We start from the raw sequence: 17695 nt of genomic DNA on the forward strand, positions 1-17695 counted from the left end.
CCCGCCGTTCAGGTCCGCCGACCCCTTCGTCGCCCCGAGCACCACGTAGGTGACCGTGTCCTTGGTGGTGTCGTCGTCGTTGGGATCGTTCGGGTCGTTGCCCTGCTCGATCCCGTCGTCGTCAGCGGGGTCGGTGGAGTCGGTGAGGACGGAGGCGGCCGGGTCCTCCGCATAGGTGAATGTCGCCTGGTTCTCGATCGTCGTTCCGTCCGGCGTGCCGGCGTCGACGGTGACCCGGAAGGTGAGAGTCGCCTGCCCGCCTCCCGCGGGGATCGTGCCGACGTCCCATTGGAGCGGGTCGCCCTCGGTGACCGTTCCTTGCGACGGGCTCGCCGAGCCGGCGACGAGGGTGGTGTTCGCCGGGATCGGGTCGGACATCGAGACTCCGGTGGCTTCCGAGGTCCCGTCGTTGCGGATACTGATCGTGTACTCGATCTCGTCCCCCGGTTCGAGCCGTCCGCCGTTCAGGTCCGCCGAGGCCTTCGTGGCCGACAGTGCCGGGACGCCGACGGTGTCCTTGGTGGTGTCGTCGTCGTTGGGATCGTTCGGGTCGTTGCCCTGCTCGATGCCGTCGTCGTCGGCGGGGTCGGTCGAGTCGCTCAGGACGGACGCGGCGGGATCTTCGCTGTAGGTGAAGGTCGCCTGGTTCTCGATCCGGGTGCCGTCGGGCGTGGCGGCGTCGACGGTGACCCGGAAGGTGAGCGTGGCCGAAGCCCCGGCGGCGAGGGTGCCGACGTCCCATTGCAGGGGATCGCCTTCGGTAACGGTTCCCTGGGACGCCGAGGCCGAACCCGCCACGAGCGTCGTGTTGGCGGGAACCGGATCCGACATCGACACGCCGGTCGCCGGCGCTCCGCCGCCGTTGGAGACCGTCACCGTGTACTCGATCTCGTCGCCGGGGCGGAGCGACCCTCCGTTGACATCGGACGAGCCCTTTGTCGCCGTCAGCGCGGGTCCGAGGACGGTGGTCGTTTCGGTCGCGGTGTTGTTGAGGGTATCCGACTCCGGCGTATCGGTCGCGATGTCGACGCTGTTGGTGATCACGGAACCGTCCGGTACGTCGGTGTTGACGGTCACCGTGATCGTGTACTCGGCGAACGAGCCGGCCGCGATCGTTCCGAGCGTGCACGTGGGCACCCCGTTCGGGTCTTCCGCACAGCCGGATGTCGAGACGAAGGTCACCTCCGGCGGAAGCGTGTCGGTGGCGACGACATTCGTCGCGTCGGCGAGGCCCCTGTTCTCCGCCCTCACCGTGTAGACGAGCTGGCTGCCGACGGCCACGGGGTCGGCGTCGTCGGTCTTGCTCGCTTCGATGTCGGCGTCGTTCGGGCTCGGCGCCGGCGCCTCGTAGGCGCCGAGATCCGCGGCCGCCGTGCCGTCGGCGTCCCCGTCCACGAACCGCGGACTGCCGGCGAGATCGAGCGCGGGCACGGGAGGTGCTCCGTCCAGAGCGGTATCGATCACCGGCGAGCTGGAGCGGAGGACGTAGTCGCCGCTGGCGCGGTCACGGTAACGCGGGTCGACGTCGACGTTCCCCGTCGCCTGCGGCAGGGCGTTGACGTCGGCGACCGAGGTCAGGGTGGTCGTTCCCTCGTCGAGGTACAAAGACCCGCTTCCGAACAGGTCGTTGCCGGACACCAAGGGGTCGGCCTCGAGCGCATTCGCCGTGTCGTCGGCCGACTCCTCGATGCTTGCACCTCCATGGAACGTGATCAGGTTGTTCCAGAGCTCCGGCACCGCACGGACGGCGTGTTGTGCGGGGGACCCGGTCGTGTCGGAGCGCGAGGCCGCGGCGACCACCCCGGACCCGGCGGCGTCGGAGATGGTGTTCTCCGTGAGCACGGGATGCGCCAGCACGGTCGCCGCGCCCGTCACGCTGGTGAAGTCTCCCGCCGCCTCCACGCGGACGGCGTCTCCGGAGGCGCCCGACAGGAGGTTGCTGGCGATCAGACCGGAGGCCTCCGCCGTCACCGCTTCGTCGGTCACGTGGGCACCCACCACCAGGCCGTTCAAGCCGCCGTCGATGCGATTCCTCAGGACCTCGAAATCGACGGAGGCGTCGCTCCCGGATGGGCGGCTTTCGAGCCTGACGACGGCGTCGCCGCCGCCGCCGAAGGAGTTCCGGGCGATCCGCCCGGTCAGGGCGCCGGCCTGGGCGATGCCCTGGACCGCACTCTGCACGCTCCCGTCGAAGCTCGAGTCCTCGACCACCAGCGACCCGCCGGCGGGCCCATCGGCCGTCACTTCCAGGGCCTTTCCGGTCACGCTGTTGACGTCGACGTCGAAGAACGCGACGAGATCGCCGTCGGTGGTGGCCCGCACCGCCTGCGTCGCGTTTTCGAGCGTCAACCCGTCCAGAACGAGATCGGCGTGCGAACCCCGCAGGAGGACGGTCGCCCCCGATCCGTGCCATACGGTCGGTGTCGCCGCCGGATCGCGTTCCCAGGAGAAGGTCTCGGTGCCGGCGAAGCCGCCGAGCAGGCGGGCGGCGGGCCGCGCGGCGCGGTCGAGCGACACGCCGTTGTCGGTCACCGTGCCCTTGATCCAGATCTCGAGACCGCGATCCCGGGCCTTGTCGTGGCCGAGGGCCGCGGCGACGGAGGTGTACGCATCCGCCCAGGAGGTCCCGGTGCCGGCGCCGACGGCGTCCGGATCGACGTAGACCCGCGGCCCGCAGGTCACCGTGTCCGACTCCGGCCGCCACGAGCCGTCGGACGCCTGGCCCAGCGGCCCCGGCGTGATCGCCCCCGTCCCGGCGTTCACGCTCAACCCGGTGGCGAGGTAGTAGAAGAACTCGCCCGGCTGCGGCACATCGCGGTCGACCGCGGTGGTCCCGGAGATCTCCGTCGCCTCGCAGAAGTGATCGTAGCGCTTCGGCCGGTCGCGGCGGATGGTCCCCCGGTAGAGCGCGTAGGAGGTCGCGCTGGCGGCGGCGTCCCAGGCCAGCGTGTCCTTCGTCCCCGCCTGGAAGCGCAGGTTCGCCACCGCCAGTCCCGTGCAGGCCGCGTCGGCGCCGTCCGCCTGGCCGTTGCAGTCGTTGTCCTTGGTGTCGTTGCAGACCTCCGCGGCGGCCGGGTTCACCGCGGAGTCGGCATCGTCGCAGTCGCCCTGGAGACCGTCCCCGTCGAAGGGGTCGGCCGGATCGCACGCGTCGTATCCATCGGCGTCAGCGTCCGGCGACTCGTCGCCCATCCCGTTGCAGTTCTGATCGACGTTGTCGCAGGAAATCTCGGCGGCTCCGGGGTTGATCCCGGGGTCGGAGTCGTTGCAATCGACCGCGTGCCCGTCGCCGTCGTAGGGGTCCGACGGATCGCACTGGTCGAAGCCGTCGGAGTCGCCGTCCGGAGCCTCGTCGGCCATGCCGTTGCAGTTCTGATCGACGTTGTCGCAGATGATCTCCGCCGCGTTCGGATTGATGTTCGGGTCGGCGTCGTTGCAGTCGGAGTTGTCGGCGACGTAGCCCGCCGGCGGAGTGTCGGAGCAGTCCTGGACGGAGTCGTTCGGATCGCCGAAAGTGTCCCCATCCGCATCCCGGTAGTAGCTGTTGAGCGGTAGATCCTCGTCGATCGATCCGTCGCAGTCGTTGTCGATGCCGTCGCAGGTTTCCGCGACCCCGGGGCTGAACGCCGGATCGGTGTCGTCGCAGTCGCCTTCGCACTCGGTGTAGTTGTCCGCGTCGGCGTCATCCGCCGAGGAGGACTGCAGCCAGTTGCCGAAGCTGACCGCGCCCGACACGGTGTCTCCGGAGCCGGGGCCGGCCCCTCCCGGCCCGTCGGCGCTGCCCCACCAGTTCCTCTCGGCGGGCAGCGTGTCCGAAGCGGTGTTCTGGACACCCGTCGTGTTCCCGGTGATGTCGTTCAGGTGAAGCCGGTTCTGGGCGCCCGTCGCCGGGCCGACCCATTCCGTGAGCACGCCCGTGCCGTTGTTCGAGATGTCGTTGCAGCGAATCTCCGTGTCGGCCGGCACGCCGGGGTCTCCCGCGGCGTGAGCGAGCAGCACGCCCGATCCGGCCGACTTGGAGATGACGTTGTCCTGCAGGTAGGTCCCCGTGCTGTCGGTGGCCTCCGTGACGCAGGAGGCGGCATCCCGGCCGCGGATCACCACGGTATCGGTTTCCTCGCCGGCGCCGAGCGTGTTCCCGATCAACTGCGTGCGATCGGCCATTTCGATCTCGACGGCCCGGGCGACGGCACCGCCGTCCCAGGCGGGAGCCGGAGAGGCGCTGATCGTGCTGTTGGTGACCTGGGTGTCCGTAGCCAGGCGGATCTTCACTCCCCGCGTGGCGTAGTTGATCTCGATGTTGTTGAAGCTGTTCCGGTCGGCGGTCGCGCCGGGCCCGCCCTCGCAGGCAGGACCGCCGTCGACGAGGATCCCCTCGCGGGATCGGTGCCCGCACTCGTCGCTGCCGTCGCCGCGCCGGATCATGCCGTCGATCGTCAGATCGTCGAACGTGTTGTCGTCCGAATCGCCGTAGAGGCGAAGCTCCGTGACGCCGTTCTCCTTGAGGCACAGCCGGGAGAACGTCGACCCGCTGACGTTCTCGAGATTCAGCCCGATCTCGTTCCCGGAGCTCGAGCCGCAGGCCTGGCCGCGGCTGGCCGAGCGGATGGTGAGGTTTCGGACGTCCACGCCCGAGACCCCGGAGATCGTCAGGGCCGGGTCGTGTGTTCCCCCGGACTGCCTCCCGTCGATCTCGGTGGGCGAACAGCCGAGGCCGCCGTCGATGCCCTCCAGGTCGACGGCCTTGGTGACGTTGACGTGTTCCTTGTAGATTCCATCGCCGATGAGGACGAGATCGCCGGGGTTGGCGTTGTCCACTCCCGTCTGGATCTTCTTGAAGCATGCGGCGACGCTGTCGGACCAGCCGGAGTCGGTCGGCCAGCGGACGAGCACCGGGGGCGTGGAGCGGGCGATGAAGTTGCTCGTGTCGATGTCGCCGAGGATCGGATCCCCGGAACCCGGCCCGTCGCCGGAAGGTCCGTCCGCAGCTCCCCACCAGCTGTGACGGGCGTCGAGCGTTCCGGAGGACTGGTTCTCGACCGCGGTGCCGTTCCCCTGGAACTCGTCCTCGTTCACCCGGTTCGATGTGCCGGCGTCGGGACCGACGAGAAGGGCCGTTCCGGTGTTTCCGGTGAACTTGTTGTGGAGGATCCTCAGCCCGTCGGTCGTCCCGGTCAGGCGCACGCCCTGGTCGTTGGACTCGAAGCGGTTGCAGTAGACATTGCCGCCCGAGATATCGGCAAAGATCGCCGCCAGACCGTCCGTACCCGCGTCCGGTCCGAGCTGGTTGTAGATCCGGTTGCCCTCGATCCTGATGTCTTCCACGTCGTGGGCTTCGATCCCCGCGAAGCCGCTCGCGGCAGGGTCGAGCCCGTTGTCGTGGATCCGGGTTCCGACCACCGAAATCAGCCGATTGATCCTTCCGGCCGCCGGCGGATCGATCCGGATTCCGACCCCGTCGTTGTTCCGCACCCGGTTCCCGCGCAGGTCGACGTGGTCGTTGCCGCCGACGAGAAGGATCCCGATGCCGCTGTCGGGCGATCCGTCGTAGGTGTGGTTCTCGATCGTCGACTGGAGGACGGAGACGGCCACGCCGGGAGAGGTGGTGCTGTCGATCACGACACCCACCGCACAGTTGCGGGCGGCGGAGTTCTGGATGACGACATGGCTCAGGTCCGGGTGCGCGGCATCGCCGATCCGGAAGCAGGCGACGCCGGGCGTATCGACCACCTCGAGGCCGTCCCAGGTGACATCGGAGGCGAGGATCGTCACGACGTCGGTCGTGCCGGTGCCGCTGACGGTGGTGTAGATCCCGATGCCCGACGCGTCGACGCGAACGGGCTGCTCGATCACGATGTCTTCGACGTAGTGGCCTTCGGCGACGAAGACCGTCTCGCCGTCGCAGGCCATTTCCGCGGCGTGGCCGATGCTCGCGCAGGGCGCCGCCGGATCGTTGCAGAGGTTTCCTGCGTCGGACCCGGTGGTGTCCACGTAGCGGTCTCCGACCGCCGGATCGACGGTTCCGTCGCAGTCGTTGTCGGCGCCGTCACAGTCCTCGATCGCCCCCGGGAAGACGTCCGCACGGGAATCGTCGCAGTCGACCCCCTTGCCGTCGGGATTCACCGGATCGGCCGGGTCGCAGATGTCCCATCCGTCGCCGTCGGCGTCCGGCGAGTCGGGCGTCGCCGCGGAGCAGTCGTTGTCGGTGCCGTCGCAGTTCACCTCCGGCACGCCCGGGTTGATGTTCGGGTCGTTGACGGCACAGTCGCAGGCATCTCCCCACTGGTCCCCGTCGGTGTCCGTCTGATCGATGTTGGGCGTGTCGGGACAGTTGTCGTTCTGCGTGAGGATGCCGTCACCGTCGTCGTCCCGCCCGCACTCGTAGAAGCCGACGGTCGTCCGTGCGTGGACGTCGAAGCGGTGCGTCGACGAATCCTCGGCGCGCCAGACGATGACGCCTCCCCCGGGCCCGTAGCCGATCGCCGCCGCATCGCCGTACGGAGCCTGGCCGACGATCAGGCTGTCGGCGTCGACGTTCTGAAGTGCGTCGGCGCGGGAGAGGCGGACCGTGCGCCGGCCGTCGCGGTGATCGACCCAGGTGTAGAAGTACGACGTGCCGTCGCTGTCGATGTCGACCGCCTCGGCCCGGATCGGGACGCTGGAGATCGTCTTCGGTGTCGCGGGGGCGCTCCCGTTCTCGTCGGTCCGGGTCGTTTTCACCGAGGAGCGGTTCTTGCCGTCGGCGAAGTCGATGTACGCGACGCCGAACAGCTGGGAGCCGGCATGCCAGGTGATCGCCGGCGTGACGGAGTCGCCGGGGAGCTGCTCGAGCCGCACGGGCGGCGAGATCACCGAGCCGTCGTATGTGAGCGAGCGGAACTGAATCGTGTACTCGCCTCCGGCCCCGTCGTGCCAGACCACCCCGTACCGGGCGCCCGACCAGGCGAGGTCGGGGGCGGCCTGGTCGCCGGCGCCGCCGGCGATCAGGATCTCGCTTCCGATCTGGTTGCCGGACGCGTCGAGGCGGTCGAGGTAGACGTCGGAATCGCCGAGCCGGTCGTCGGCGAACACGATCGCCCATTCCTGGTTCGTCGAGTTCCAGACGATGCGCGGTGCGCGTGACGTCCCGGAGCTGGCGGTCAGCCGGACCTCGGGCCCGACCCGCGTACCGGAAGCATCCGCCCGCGCGAAGTAGATCTCCTGGGTCCCGTCGCGGTCGTCTTCCCAGACGATGCCGTACTCGGTGCCGTTCCAGTCGACGTCCGCGTTGCGGGAGTTCCCCGATCCGGCGCTGATGTCGGTCGTTCCGAGGGGAACCCCGTCCGCGTCGAGACGCGTCAACCGCACGACGTCTCCGGAAGCTCCGGGCTCGTGGTAGACGACGGCGTACCCGGTGTCGTCCGCGGTGGCGCGGGGCTTCCCGGCGTCGGCGGCCGAGGACGTCAGCCTCTGCTCGGGCTGCGGAAAGAAAGTCCCGACGTGCTTGGTGAAGTTGAGCGTGTAGGTTCCCTCGTTGGCCGAGATGTCGAGCTGGAAGTTCAGCGACGTGCCGCAGGCGACGCTGGCGTCGAGATCGACGTCGACCGTCTGCACCGATCCGACGCCGCAGGGGTCGAGATCGGGCCAGCTCATCGAGGGGTTCGGGATCGTCACCCCCGGCACCGGGGGATTGAGCGAGAGGGTGGCCGTGACGCCGGTGAGCGTGGCCTGGCCCTCGTTCGAGAGATCGATGCCCAGCCGAACGGTCTCGTAGGGGTCGATCACTCCGTCGCGATCGCCGGCGCCCGTGGAAGAGTCGTCGATGGAAACATCGAGAACGTGGGGGATCGGACCGGTGTCCTGATTGAGGTCGGCCTGGATGGGATCGGCCGGAGGGGACACGTCGGTCATGCTGGCTCCGCTCGGCCTGTCCTCCCACCGCCGCGACGAGGGATCGGTGTCGTCCCGCCACGTCTTCCGCCCGACCGAGCCGGGCCATGGATCCCCGTCGTCCCCGTCGTCCCGTCCGTTGTTGAGACCGTAACGGCTGTCGGCCGGCAGGAGGTGCAGTCGGGGGCGCGCCTCCTCGCCGGCGTCTTCCCGGCTGTCGTCCGCGTGCCAGATCAGCAGTCCCTCTCCGGGAAGATTGAGATCGAAGCCCTGGCGGAGCCGGGCCTCCATGAGGAAGTACTCCTCGTGGGTGCACGTGGAGGGCCGGCGGAACTCGCGCGCCTCGCGGTTGGACTCCACCGCCGGGATGAACTCCCCCAGGTGCTGCCCCAGGATCACCACGGGGTCGATCCACCCCGCGAGCGCCTTCGTGTAGGCACTCGGATGCACGGGGCGCTCCGGGGTCGCCCCGTCGCCGCCCCACAGCCCCCGGGCCATCACGTCCCACGCGCCCGCGCCGCGGGAGGTGCCGTCGCGGTCCCACAGCGGCGGCCAGCCGAGGTGAAGGCCGAACAGGTGGGCGAAGACGCCGATCTTGATCCTCGTGGTGCCGTCGCACTCGTACGCCGGCACCACGATGTAGTCCTCGATGGCGATGTTGCCGCCCCCGCTCGCGGGGTCGTCTGTCGCGTACGGCGCGCCGAACGTCTTCGAGTAGCTGTCGAGGTGCGACCAGATGCCGGTGCCGCCGCACTCACCCCCGACCGCCGGCTGCACCACGACCAGAAGGTCCACCACCCCGTCGTCGTCCCCTGAATTGGGAACGCCATCGGGGCCGTCGTTGTCGAACTGGGAGAAGTCGATGCTCCCGTCGTTGAGCTGAATCAGCTCTTGCACGAACGCGGCAGCGGAACCGGTCGTTCCCCGGCACAGCCCGTTGCAGCCTGCGGGACCGGTGTAGTCGGCCTCGTTCAGCGATACGGTCTGCCAGCCGTAGACGGTGCCGTCGATGTCGTAGTCGCCGTAGGAGACCTCGGCGAAGTAGTCCCTCAACGAGCCCGGCGCCCCGCCGGCGTTGTAGCCGGTGAGGAACAGCTCGTCCGCGAGATCGCCGGGCGGGAAGGGGTCCGCGGCGGTGTCGGCGAACTTCCCCAGGAGAACGGGGTAGGAGAAGCTGCCGGTCAGCGGGGTCAGCGTGAGCGGTCCCGCCGCCCGACGGGCGGCGACGTTGGCCGGCACGACACCCGCCAGAGGGTGGGCCGGCCGGAAGGCGCCCGCGCGGTCGTCGCGAATCTCGTCCTGGACAGGGGACGGAAGGGGCGTCGCCGGGTCGCGTGGGGGGACGAGCGCCAGCGATGGGACCGCGGCCGCGGCGAGCCACAACGCGGACACGGATGCGAGGCGGCGGAAGGAAGTCTTCGTTCGGTGGGAGGTCGGATTCGGACCACGCGTCACGAGCGTTCTCCCGGGCGCTGAGCCTCTCGCCGAGGCGCCCCAGTGCGGGACGGCCTCGCTCCTCGGCAAAACCCCCGGGGCGGAAAGCCCCGGCTCCGCTCTCTTGGGAGCCGCTCGGACGCGGCCGGGGGCGCTCGTATCTATGGATCGTCCGGAACGGTGGGACCTTGACCCGGGCGACCACCGGTCCGCCCTCGGCCCGATTGAACTTCCCCCGCCCGTACGGCGCGAACGCGTCCGGCACCTCGTATACGTCGGCGCCGCGACGGGGGCAAGGACTACTCGCGTTCCGTCCGGCTAGCCGGAAGCTCCCGGGCCGTCGCGGAACGTCCCGGAACTTCGCGGAGGGCGTCCTCGATCGCCGGCCCGAGATCGGCGACCTCCCTCTTCGGCCTGGCCGACGCGAGATCCTCCGGGCGGCCCGCCAGCCGGCAGATCTCGTCCGCCAACCGTTCGACGAACCGGTGCACCTCGCGGGGATCGGGCCGCGGCCGGGGCCCCCCGGGAAAGCGAAGCGGCCGGCCCCACCGGACCTCCACCGGGACGAAGCGGGGCCACCGCCGGTCGCGCGGCAGCGAACGGTGGTTGCCGTCGAGCGCGCACGGGTAGACCGGGACGCCGCTCACCGCGGCCATCCAGCCGATCCCGTGGCGAAACCGCCGGATCCGGCCGTCGTCGCTGATCAGTCCCTCCGGAAAGACGCAGACCAGATCTCCCGCGGCGAGCGAGCGCACCACCGCGGCGATGGTGGCCGCCGGCGTCAAGGTGGCCGTGGCGATCACCCCGCACCCGTCGAACAGGATCCGGCTCAGGCGGGAGCGGCGGTACCAGCTCTCCGTCATGAGGAAGCGGATCGGACGCGGAGCCACCGCGCCGATGAAGAACGGATCGAGAAACGAGGCGTGCGTCGAGGCCAGAAGCGCGCCGCCCTCGCGGGGAAGGGGAACGGGCCCCGCGCCGCCGATCGGCCACAGGTGCCGGAGTGGACGGGCGAGTTGGAGGGTCCGGTAGAGCCACATCGCCGCGAACTCGCCAGCGGGGCGCCCCGCCGGACGGGGCATGATCGCACGGCCCGCGCCCCCCCGGAACGCGGCCGCGCCTTGTCCGCCAGCGTCCGGCAGATCACGCGGCCGGCCGCGTCCCCGACGAATCGCTTGCCCGGCGAGCGCTCTCCGGGTACCTGGACGGCGGGAAGCGAAAACCCTCATCGCCCCGGGGAGACGCACCGTTGCGAACATCGAACGCCGAGGCCCGGCGGAACGACTGTCGGCGTGCGCGCCGCGCCGCCGGGCGCCGCTGGCTCGCCGCCGGTTCTCTGGCGGGGCTCGCCGCGACGGCGGCCCTCCTGGCGGCGCACCTGCCGGCGGCGGTCCTCGCCGTGGCCGGCACCGCCGCCGCCCTGCTGCTCGCGTTCGGCACCGCGGGATGGCGCCGCCGCGCCCCGTTCTCGAGCCGAGTCCCGGCCACGCCCCCGCAGGAGCGCCGCGACGTGGCTCGGCGGATCTTCTGGCAGGCCAGCGGAGACTTCGCGGAGCGGGGATGGGCGCGGGCCGATCTCGCCGCGCTGGCGCTCTTGTGCCGGAACCTGCCCGCGCGCCGTCCCCTGAGCGCGCGCCTCGCCTCCCGCCTGCGGACCGCCGCCTCGGCGGTGCTGGGCCGGGTCGTCGACCGGCTGGAGGACGTGGAGCGGACGGGGACACGCCTTGGCCTGTCGCGGGCCGGGCTGGCGGCGGTCAGCCGCGCCAAGCAGGAGCTGATCGCGCGCCTGGCGGAGGTGCCCTTCCGGGAGGGAGAGCCGGTGCCGGTCGATCCGGCCGGGATCACCGCCGCCGCCGAGGCCGCCATTTCCGCCGTGATCGCCCTCCGGGGCTCCATCGCACCCGAGGTGTGCGCGCACCTCGGGCCGTTGCTGTCGGGGCGCGCCGCCGGGGCGGCCGACGGCGGGGATTTCCCCGAGGGCGGATTCGAGACCGACCTGAGCGAGATGCGCGGCCGCGGGCGCGTCGCGGTGCCCGCGGCCGACCTCGCCGCGTCACTCGACGAACTCGTCGAGGAGGCGCAGCGATCGAAGCGGGCGGGAACGCCGGTCCGCCTCCGCGTGTCCGAGGAGCCGGGGTGGCTGCAGCTCACGATCTCGTGGGTGATGCACGACCGGCTCGACTTCTCTCCGCGGCGGCTTCTCGAAGCGGCCCATCGGCTGTCGTTCTTCGGGGCGAGCGTCGAACTCGACGAGGACCCGGAGTCGGAAACGGCCCGGCTCGAGATCGCGTTGCCACGCCTGCCGGAGCGGGATCTCGGGGCGGCGGACGGAAGGTCGAGGCCAGGGATGACCCGAACCGGCTGACCCCCGCGCCCCCGGCGCGGGAGACGCGGCACAACCGGCACGCACGACGGCCGCCCGCCGCAGAAGCGCACCTTCGAGAAAGGTCTGCCGCGGAATGCGAGGTCGTGGACTTCGTGGTAGCTTTAGCGTCGCCCGCGGCCGGCAGCGCCGGGCCGCGTCGATAACCCATGGCATGTCAAGAGCTTGGGGATCGACGCCGGCGTGGTGTCTCCGGGAGCGCGGGCGCGTCCCGAGGCGGGGGCGTGGTGCAGCTGGTTAGCACGCAGGCCTGTCAAGCCTGAGGTCGCGGGTTCAAATCCCGTCGCTCCCGCCATTCTCCTTTTCGCTGGCCCCGCGTCCTCCCTCCCCGGACCGGAGCCGCACGCTCAACCAGGCACCGACGTCGGCGATCTCCTGGGGGTGGACGGCGTGAGGAACCGGATAGGTGTGGAAGGTGACGGCGTACCCCGCCTCCCGCAGCCGCGCGGCGGCCTGCTCGCCCGCGGCGAGGGGCACCATCGGGTCCATCGTCCCGTGTCCGAGAAAAACGGGCAGGCCGCGGTTGGCCTGCGATGCCTCCTCGGCCAGCCGATCGGGGAAGAGCAGGTAGCACGACAGCCCGACGATTCCCGCCAGCCGCTCCGGGTAGCGCAGGCCGGTGTGAAGCGCCATCGCCCCGCCCTGGGAAAAGCCGGCGAGGACGATCCGCTCCGGGGCGATGCCCCGCGCGCGCTCGCGATCGATCAGCTCTCGGATCCGAGCGGCCGACTCGGCGATGCCCTTGGGGTCGTGTCCCCGGTCGTCGAGGCTGAGGTCCCGAATGTCGTACCAGGCGCGCATGATCAAGCCCATGTTGATCGTCACGGGCCGCAGGTCGGCGTGCGGAAAGATGAAACGAACGGCCGGCGAAGCGGGTAGCCGCAGCTCCGGAACGATCGGAACGAAGTCGTGGCCGTCGGCGCCCAACCCGTGGAGCCAGATGACGGCGGCCTCGGCGCGCTCGGGGCCGATTTCGATCGCCGGGGGGCGGCGAGAGCCTTCCATCAGCGGTCCTCGCGGGGCGGGTCGGGAAATTCCAGCAGGAAGCGCGAGCCCCGTCCAGGGGTCGAGCGGCACTCGACGCGGCCGCCGTGCCGTTCCATCAGATGCTTGACGATCGCAAGGCCCAGGCCCGTCCCCTTCCGTTCCGGCGAACGGGCGGAGTCGGCCTGGAAGAAGCGTTCGAAGATCCGCTCCCGATCCTCGGGAGCGATCCCCACACCGGTGTCCTCCACCCAGAGCTCCACCCATCCCGGCCGCCGGCGGCCGCCGATCTCCACGCGCCCTCCGGGCCGGTTGAACTTGATCGCGTTGTCCAGCAGGTTGACGAGGATCTGCTCCAGCCGTTTCGGATCGGCTCGGACGGCGAGCCCGGGGGGAAGCCGCAGCCTCACCTCGACGTCCTTCTCCCGGCGGGCGGGCGCGACCTGCTCGAGCGCCGCGCCCACCGACCTCTCCACGTCGACGAGCCGGGGCGAAATCGGCACGGCCCCCGTCTCGATCCGGGAGAGGTCGGTGAGATCGTCGATGAGCCCCTCCATGCGGCGCGCGTGCCGCAGGATGGTCTCCGCGTAAGCGGCGGTCCCGGCGCCGGCCTCCTCGAGGAGCGTTTCGACATAGGCCCTGATGGCGGTGAGGGGTGTGCGCAACTCGTGCGAGACGTCGGCGACGAAGCGGCGGCGCATCGCTTCGAGTCGGTCGAGACGCGTCACGTCGCGGAAAAAGGCGAGCGCCCGCCCGCCCTCCGGAACGATCCTGACTTCGAAACGGCGCTCCCCTCCCGGCGGGACCGCCACCCGCACCATCCCCGGCCGCGCCTCGCGGAGAACCCGCTCGAGCGACTCGCGCAGGTCGGGATCGCGCACGAGCTCGGTGACGGGCCGGCCGGTCGGGTCGGAGACATCGGTGAGCTCGCGGAAGGCGCGGTTGGCGAAGCGCACGCGCAGTCCCGGCTCGACCAGCAGGACGCCGTCGGGAAGGCGCTCGAGCACGGCCTCGAGAAGGCGTGCCCGCTCCGCTTCAATCCTCCGGCGCTCGCGTTCCGCTTTCGCGCGGCTGTCGATCCCGGTGGCGACGGCCGCGAACTCCTCGGGAAGGTCCTCCGGCGGCTCCGATTCCCGGCCCGCGGCGACGCCGCGAAGCCAGGCGAGCCACACCGACACGCGGCGGGCCGCGAACGGGGCCGCCCCGGCGAGGATCGCCGCCGCCGATGCCGCGATCGCCACCGCCGCTGCCCACCGTCCCGCCGCGGCGAGCCGGAGCGCCGCGTCGAGCAGCGGGGAAGCGAGCAGGAGCGCGCCTGCCGCGACGAGGAGGGTCCGGTGCGCCAGCCGCATCAGCCGGATTCCGGGCGCTCCACCCGGGCCCCGGGCTCAGCCTGCGGGCGGTGACGCCTGCGCATGTTTGATGACGCGGCCTTCGACCATATAGACGATCAGCTCGGCGATGTTGACGGCCTGGTCGGCGATGCGCTCGAAGTACTTGCCGGTGAAGGTCAGACGGATCGAGCGCGTGATCGTCTTCGGGTCCTCCAGCATGTACGACAGCAGCGACCTGAAGAGGTTCACCGTCATGGCGTCGACCTCGTCGTCCATCTGGATGACGGCGCGGGCTGCCTCCGCGTCGCGGCGCACGAACGCGTCGAGAGCTGCGCGGACCATCTCCTGGGCGCGTCGCGCCATCACCTTGAGGTCGACGACGGCCTTGAGCGGCGGTTCCTGCAACATTTCCAGGGCCCGCTCCGAGACGTTGACGGCGTGATCGGCGATCCGCTCCAGATCGGGGGTGATCTTCATCGCGGTGGTCACGAAACGGAGATCGCGACCGGCAAGCTGGTAGCGGGCGAGGATCTGCATCGCGAGCTGGTCGATCTCGAGCTCGACGGCGTCGATCTCGGCGTCCCCCTCGATCACCGCGCGGGCCGCCGCCTCGTCGCGCTCGACCAGCGCTCGGATCGATCGCCCGATCGCGCGCTCCACGAGCCCGCCGAGGTGCTGTACCCGCTCGGCGAGGCTCTCGAGATCCTGTTCGAACCGCCGTTCCATCGCCTGCCCCTCAGCCGAACCGTCCGGTGATGTAGTCCTCCGTCTCCTTCTTCTTGGGGTTCAGGAAGAGCTCCTCCGTTCGCCCGTGCTCCACCAGTCGGCCCATGTACAGGAAGGCGGTGTCATCCGACACGCGCGCCGCCTGCTGCATGTTATGCGTCACGACCACCAGGGTGTAGTCGCTCTTGAGCTGCAGCATCAGCTCCTCGATCCGGGCGGTGGCCACCGGATCCAGGGCCGAGCACGGCTCGTCCAGCAGCACCACCTCGGGCTCGACCGCGATCGCTCGCGCGATGCACAGCCGCTGCTGCTGGCCCCCGGACAGCCCGAGAGCGCTGTCGAACAGGCGGTCTTTCACCTCGTCCCAGAGGGCAGCCCTCCGCAGACTTCGCTCGACGATCGCGTCGAGGCGCCGCCGATCCCGGATTCCGTGGATCCGTGGACCGTAGGCGACGTTCTCGTAGATCGATTTCGGAAAGGGATTCGACTTCTGGAAGACCATTCCGATCCGCTTGCGCAGCAGGCTCACGTCCGTCTCGGGGTCGAGGACGTTCCGCCCGTGGAAGCGAATCGTCCCCTCGATTCGCACTCCCTCGATCAGATCGTTGAGGCGGTTGATGCAGCGGAGGAGGGTCGACTTGCCGCACCCCGATGGACCGATGAACGCGGTGATGCGCTTCTCCGGAATCCGGAGAGAGATGGACTCGAGCGCCCGCTTCGAACCGTACCAGACCGACAGGTTCTCGATCTCCAGCACGTGGCGCGCCGGAGCGGGTGGCGCCGACGGCGCCCGCGTCGGCATGCCGGGCCGGGGGGCGCTCATCGCGGGCGGCCGCCGCGGCGCCGCACCCGCGGCGCCGCGGCCGTGCTGCAGGTTGGCTGCGCGTTCATACACCGAAGGCTACCAGACGCCGGCTTCCGCCGTCACGGCGGGCGGTGTCAGAAGTCCACCTGCCAGCGCATGAGGAAGAGGTCCCCCTGGTCGGGGCCGCCAGCGACGTCGGCATGGACCCAGTCGATCATCAGCCGCGTCGCTGGATTCGGGTACCAATTGACCCCGAGAGTGAAGTCGTCCTGCTCGCCGCCGTTCACCGCCGCGTCCGTCAGGTCGACCGAGGACCAGCGCGCGGCGATCTCCCACGCGCCAATCCCTCCGTCACGGCGGAGACTTCGCTTCGGCTTCACCCGATCGAAGGAGCCGGAACGCGTCTTGAAGCGCCGGTGCTCTCCGGTGAGGAAGTAGCCGGCCTCGAGATAGGCTCCACCGAAGGTCGGATCTCCGGACGCCGGGGCGTCCACGTCGGCCCGGAAGTATTCCCCGGCGAACCAACCGGCCCCGAAGACGCCCGCCACCTCGAGATCGGCCAGCGTCGCCCCGTCGGCGGAGACGGCTCCCGTGTCGGCGAGCCGAGGGGCAAAGTGGGCCTCGGGGTGGGTGCGGAACCGCAGGCTCTCGCCCGCGCCGCGGTGAAGGCGCGCCACGCCCAGCCCCAGGTGCAGCATCCGCTGGCCGCCGTCGGCGAAGATCGGGCGGTAGCCGATGCGGCCGGAAAGGTCGATGTTGCTCGAACCGGTGCTCTTGCCGGTCGAGCCCGCGTCGTAGAAGGCGCCCAAACCCCAGTTGAGACGGTCGCCCTCGTGGCCGAGAACCGCCACGCCGGAGTTTCGGCTCATCGCGAATGCCTCGACCGGCAGCGACCGCTCGAGGAAGGTGATGTACTTGGAGCTGGTCAGCTCTTCCAAGCTGAACGGTTCCTTGAAGTGGCCGATCCGCACGTCACCCCACCGGTTCTTGAAGCCGAGATAGAGATCCTTCACCGCCGCCCCGCCGCCGGCGAAATCGTACTGGGCCTTGAACTCGACGCGGTCGTAGATCAAACCGCTCATGAACAACCGCGCCCGGCGGAACTCGAATCCGTCCTCGGCGGCCGACAGGGCGCCGTCGCCCCCCAGGAACGTGAAGTCGGCCTGGAGCCTGCCGCCGAACTTCAGCTCGAATCCCCCGTCTTCCGAGGCGATCTTGTGACCGTTGGACCAGCGCACGGTCCAGTCTCCCGCCGCCGCCGCCGCGGCTGAGGCCGTCAGCACCGCTGCGGCCGCCAGGAAGAACCGCCCGAATTCCGCTCTTTTCACGGCCTTTCCTCCCTGCTTTCGTCCAGTGGACCGCAACGATGCACCCGTCCTGTGACGCGCCCGTGGCGCCGATGTCACGATCCGGTGACACGCCGGCCCGGCGAGGGGACGATCAGCCGCGGAATCGGTACCCCACGCCGACCACCGTCTCGATCCGGCCGGCGGCGGCGCCGAGCTTGCGCCGGAGGCGCCGGATGTGGGTATCGACCGTCCGGCTGTCCACGCCGGGGGTGTACCCCCAGACCTGCGTGAGCAGCTCTTCGCGCGGCTGCACCCGGCCTGCCCGGCGCGCCAGGAAGAGAAGCAGCTTGAACTCGGTCGCCGTCAGCGGGACCTCGCCGCCCCCGACCTCGACGCGGTGGGCCTCGGGGAAGATGCGCAGGTCGCCGAAATCGAGCGTGGACGGCGCCTCGGCCGCAGGGGCGGCGGCTCGCCGGCGCAGGACGGCCCGGACGCGCAGCACCACCTCGCGGGGACTGAACGGCTTGGTGATGTAGTCGTCGGCGCCCAGCTCGAGTCCGACGACCCTGTCGGTCTCGTCGGTTCGCGCGGTGAGCATCACCACCGGAAGCTCGGCGGTCGCGGGATCGCGCCGCAGCATCCGGAACAGCTCGAGGCCGTCCAGGCCGGGGAGCATCAGGTCGAGGAGCAGGAGGTCGGGCGGCTGGCGGCGCAGAGCGGCCAATGCCGTGTCCCCGCGGGCGTACCGCACCACGCGGAACCCCCCTCTCGAGAGGTGGTGCTCGAGGATGGCGGCGATGTCCGGGTCATCCTCGACGACCGCGACCGTTTGGACCGCCTCCCGCATCGCCGCCGCGTCACCTCCCGGAGC

At 70.5% G+C, this 17695-nt stretch carries 9 protein-coding genes and 1 tRNA gene; 2 read left to right on the forward strand and 8 right to left on the reverse strand.

Going from position 1 to position 17695, the window contains the following annotated elements:
* Together D6718_12260 and D6718_12265 are read right to left on the reverse strand one after the other, a co-directional pair.
* A partial coding sequence (locus D6718_12260) for a DUF11 domain-containing protein (GenBank protein ID RMG43412.1) occupies positions 1-9324 on the reverse strand: 9324 nt, incomplete at its 3' end.
* A gap of 278 nt (positions 9325-9602) precedes the next feature.
* Entirely contained in the window at positions 9603-10562 is a 960-nt protein-coding gene (locus D6718_12265; protein ID RMG43413.1) for a 1-acyl-sn-glycerol-3-phosphate acyltransferase, read from the reverse strand.
* On the opposite strand from D6718_12265, the gene D6718_12270 reads away from it, so the two are divergent.
* On the forward strand, positions 10553-11668 hold the full coding sequence (locus tag D6718_12270; GenBank protein RMG43414.1) for a hypothetical protein: 1116 nt from the start codon (positions 10553-10555) through the stop codon (positions 11666-11668). The two genes, D6718_12265 and D6718_12270, sit on opposite strands and share 10 nt — an antisense overlap.
* A 236-nt stretch (positions 11669-11904) precedes the next feature.
* Positions 11905-11981 (forward strand) — tRNA-Asp (locus D6718_12275).
* Here the strand turns inward: D6718_12275 and D6718_12280 are convergent.
* The 6 genes from D6718_12280 to D6718_12305 all read right to left on the reverse strand — a co-directional run bounded on the left by D6718_12280 (position 11960) and on the right by D6718_12305 (position 17671).
* Positions 11960-12691, reverse strand: a complete 732-nt coding sequence (locus tag D6718_12280; protein RMG43415.1) for a carboxylesterase — start codon at positions 12689-12691, stop codon at positions 11960-11962. The genes D6718_12275 and D6718_12280 overlap by 22 nt on opposite strands.
* Entirely contained in the window at positions 12691-14022 is a 1332-nt protein-coding gene (locus D6718_12285) for a PAS domain-containing protein (GenBank protein ID RMG43416.1), read from the reverse strand. Before D6718_12285 ends, D6718_12280 begins: the two co-directional genes overlap by 1 nt.
* A gap of 36 nt (positions 14023-14058) precedes the next feature.
* Positions 14059-14730, reverse strand: a complete 672-nt coding sequence (gene phoU / locus D6718_12290; GenBank protein RMG43417.1) for a phosphate transport system regulatory protein PhoU — start codon at positions 14728-14730, stop codon at positions 14059-14061.
* 10 nt (positions 14731-14740) lie between these two features.
* Positions 14741-15553 (reverse strand): phosphate ABC transporter ATP-binding protein, encoded by an 813-nt coding sequence (gene pstB / locus D6718_12295; protein ID RMG43418.1) that lies wholly within the window; start codon positions 15551-15553, stop codon positions 14741-14743.
* A 116-nt stretch (positions 15554-15669) separates the two neighbouring features.
* Entirely contained in the window at positions 15670-17067 is a 1398-nt protein-coding gene (locus D6718_12300) for a hypothetical protein (protein ID RMG43419.1), read from the reverse strand.
* Complete coding sequence (locus tag D6718_12305) at positions 16976-17671, reverse strand: DNA-binding response regulator (GenBank protein ID RMG43420.1); 696 nt, start codon at positions 17669-17671, stop codon at positions 16976-16978. The genes D6718_12300 and D6718_12305 overlap by 92 nt, the downstream gene beginning before the upstream one ends.
* Positions 17672-17695: the final 24 nt, after the last annotated feature.

It is taken from the genome of Acidobacteriota bacterium (genome assembly GCA_003696075.1).
GTDB lineage: Bacteria > Acidobacteriota > Polarisedimenticolia > J045 > J045 > J045.